Raw genomic sequence first — 3,737 nt, 5'->3', positions numbered from 1 at the left:
CCCGTAAGTTGAAAGATAAGTTGGGAGATGATGTCATTCGTCAGACCATCATTTCACATGCAACCAGCGTATCAGACATGTTGGAATTGGCTATCTTGCTAAAAGAAGTAGGGTTAGTTGATAAAGAAAGAGCCCGTGTCCAAATTGTTCCTCTCTTTGAAACAATTGAGGACTTGGACCACTCAGAAGAAACTATGAGAGAATACCTTTCTCTTCCTCTTGCTAAGAAATGGATTGCTTCACGTAATAACTACCAAGAAATCATGCTTGGTTACTCTGATAGTAATAAAGATGGTGGTTACCTTTCATCATGTTGGACCCTCTACAAGGCTCAACAACAATTGACTGCTATTGGAGATGAATTTGGCGTTAAGGTTACCTTCTTCCACGGCCGTGGTGGGACTGTCGGTCGTGGTGGTGGACCAACCTATGAAGCCATCACCTCTCAACCGCTTAAGTCTATCAAGGACCGTATCCGTTTGACGGAGCAGGGTGAAGTAATTGGCAATAAATACGGTAATAAAGACGCTGCCTACTATAACCTTGAAATGCTAGTATCTGCAGCCATTAACCGTATGATTACGCAGAAGAAGAGCGATACCAATACATCCAATCGTTATGAAGCTATTATGGATCAGGTAGTGGACCGCAGTTATGATATCTACCGTGATTTAGTCTTTGGTAATGACCATTTCTATGATTATTTCTTTGAGTCAAGTCCAATCAAGGCTATTTCAAGCTTTAATATTGGTTCTCGTCCAGCTGCTCGTAAGACGATTACTGAAATTGGTGGATTGCGTGCTATCCCTTGGGTCTTCTCATGGTCACAAAGCCGTGTCATGTTCCCTGGCTGGTATGGGGTTGGATCAAGTTTCAAAGAATTTATCGATAAGAATCCAGAAAATATCGCTATTCTACGAGATATGTACCAAAATTGGCCTTTCTTCCAGTCACTTCTTTCAAATGTTGATATGGTCTTGTCAAAATCAAATATGAATATTGCTTTTGAGTATGCCAAACTTTGCGAAGATGATCAAGTAAAAGCAATTTATGAGACTATTTTAAATGAGTGGCAAGTTACCAAGGAAGTCATCTTGGCTATCGAAGGATATGATGAACTCTTGGCTGAAAATCCATATCTAAAAGCAAGTTTGGATTATCGTATGCCTTACTTTAATATCCTTAACTATATCCAGTTAGAGTTGATTAAACGTCAACGTCGAGGAGAATTATCAAGCGATCAAGAAAAATTAATCCATACAACCATCAACGGAATTGCGACAGGATTGCGTAATTCGGGCTGATGTCTTTCAAACTTCCTCTTTTCTATAGGGGAAGTTTTTGAATCTTTCAAAAAAATGCTAAAAGAGTCTTGACAAGTAGTTGAAAAATGATATAATTTAACCATTCAGAAAAGTAATCATTCAAACTTTTTAGAGAGTCTGTGGTAGCTGAAAACAGATAAGTGATGATGATGAAAATTGGGCTGAATGGTATTTAGAATTTGAAATCATAAAAATTCGGTGAGCACACCTTACAGTGCATCTCGTTATTGCGAGACAGAGCGATAGGGAAATTCCCTATAAATGAGGTGGTACCGCGCATCGACGTCCTCACACAAGTTTTTTGTGTGAGGACTTTTTTGATGGAGGTTAGTATGGAAAGAAAACGATGGCGTCGCTTGTTTATACTCAATGAAAATCAAAAAGCAAACTAGGAAGCTAGCCGCAAGCTGTACTTGAGTACGGTAAGGCGACGCTGACGTGGTTTGAAGAGATTTTCGAAGAGTATTAGATAAGTGAAGTATTTTAAAGGAATAAAAGGAGAAATAGAATGAAAAATAAACGTTTAATTGGAATTATCGCTGCATTAGCAGTCTTAGTAGCAGGAAGCTTGATTTACTCTTCAATGAATAAACCAGAAGCTAAAAATGAAAAGAAAGTTGCCAAAATTGGTGTCCTTCAATTTGTGAGCCATCCATCTCTTGATTTGATTTATAAAGGGATTCAAGATGGACTGGCAGAAGAAGGCTATAAAGATGATCAGTTGAAAATTGACTTTATGAACTCAGAAGGTGACCAAAGTAAGGTTGCGACAATGAGCAAACAGTTGGTTGCAAATGGGAATGACCTTGTGGTTGGTATTGCAACACCAGCTGCTCAAGGTTTGGCAAGCGCCACAAAAGACCTACCTGTTATCATGGCTGCTATTACAGACCCAATCGGAGCTAACCTGGTTAAAGATTTGAAAAAACCAGGTGGAAACATTACAGGGGTATCTGACCACAATCCAGCTCAACAACAAGTTGAACTCATTAAGGCTCTTACACCAAATGTAAAAACAATCGGAGCCCTTTACTCAAGTAGCGAAGATAATTCAAAAACACAGGTAGAAGAATTTAAGGCTTATGCTGAAAAAGCAGGTTTGACAGTGGAAACATTTGCAGTTCCTTCAACAAATGAAATTGCTTCAACAGTTAACGTTATGACTAGTAAGGTCGATGCTATCTGGGTTCCAATCGACAACACCATTGCATCTGCATTTTCAACAGTTGTATCAAGCAATCAATCAGCTAAAAAGCCAATCTATCCAAGCGCGACTGCCATGGTAGAAGCAGGTGGTTTGGCATCAGTTGTAGTTGACCAACATGATCTTGGTGTGGCAACTGGTAAAATGATTGCGGAAGTCTTGAAAGGTGCAAAACCAGCTGATACACCAGTCAATGTCTTTTCAACTGGTAAGTCAGTAATCAACAAAAAATTGGCACAAGAGCTAGGTATTACGATTCCTGAATCTGTTCTAAAAGAAGCAGGACAAGTGATTGAATAATCTGTAATGGAGGAGTTGGGGACATCTCCTCCAATTTTTTACAAAAGAAATCGTTTAGAAAAGGTTAAGAAACAGATGATATTATCTATTATTTCTCAAGGATTTGTCTGGGCTATTTTAGGTCTGGGAATCTTTATGACATTTAGGATTTTGAACTTTCCAGATATGACGACAGAAGGTTCCTTCCCTCTTGGGGGAGCTGTTGCTGTTACTCTGATAACGAAAGGCGTGAACCCATTTTTAGCGACTCTTGTTGCTGTAGGAGCAGGTTGTTTGGCTGGAATGGCAGCAGGCCTTCTTTATACAAAAGGGAAGATCCCAACCTTGCTCTCAGGGATTTTGGTGATGACTTCTTGTCACTCTATCATGCTCTTGATTATGGGACGTGCAAATTTAGGATTGCTTGGAACCAAGCAAATTCAGGATGTCTTGCCTTTTGATTCAGACTTGAACCAACTCTTGACAGGTCTTATCTTTGTCAGTCTTGTCATTGCTCTCATGCTCTTTTTCTTGGACACCAAACTCGGACAAGCCTATATTGCTACAGGTGACAATCCTGATATGGCTAGAAGTTTCGGGATTCATACTGGACGCATGGAGCTCATGGGCTTGGTCTTATCAAATGGTGTGATTGCCCTTGCAGGGGCTCTTATTGCCCAGCAAGAAGGCTATGCCGATGTATCTCGAGGAATCGGGGTGATCGTTGTGGGGCTTGCAAGTTTGATTATTGGAGAAGTTATCTTCAAGAGTTTGAGCTTGGCAGAACGTCTGATTACCATCGTTGTAGGTTCTATCGCCTATCAATTTTTAGTGTGGGCAGTTATTGCGCTTGGCTTTAATACAAGTTACCTTCGTTTGTACAGTGCCGTGATTTTAGCAGTCTGCCTCATGATTCCAACATTTAAGCA

General features: G+C 40.1%; 3 protein-coding genes and 1 other annotated feature. All 3 genes read left to right on the top strand.

Annotated features, from left to right (window positions below):
* A partial coding sequence (locus ACLNCN_RS03975) for a phosphoenolpyruvate carboxylase (RefSeq protein WP_424844673.1) occupies positions 1 to 1,304 on the top strand: 1,304 nt, incomplete at its 5' end.
* Between the two features lie 96 nt (positions 1,305 to 1,400).
* Positions 1,401 to 1,618: a binding site (T-box leader), on the top strand.
* Between the two features lie 215 nt (positions 1,619 to 1,833).
* Positions 1,834 to 2,829: a tryptophan ABC transporter substrate-binding protein gene (gene trpX, locus ACLNCN_RS03970; protein ID WP_424844672.1), complete on the top strand. Its 996-nt coding sequence runs from the start codon at positions 1,834 to 1,836 to the stop codon at positions 2,827 to 2,829.
* Between the two features lie 75 nt (positions 2,830 to 2,904).
* Positions 2,905 to 3,737 (top strand): ABC transporter permease (locus ACLNCN_RS03965; protein WP_424844671.1); only part of this gene is annotated, 833 nt, incomplete at its 3' end.

The sequence above is a fragment of the Streptococcus sp. CL8.13 genome (assembly GCF_049737895.1).
This window is presented reverse-complemented; position numbering and strand designations above follow the sequence as displayed.

Bases quoted from the DNA above. Each gene is read 5' to 3' on its own strand.
- trpX (WP_424844672.1), top strand. From the start codon at position 1,834: ATGAAAAATAAACGTTTAATTGGAATTATCGCTGCATTAGCAGTCTTA.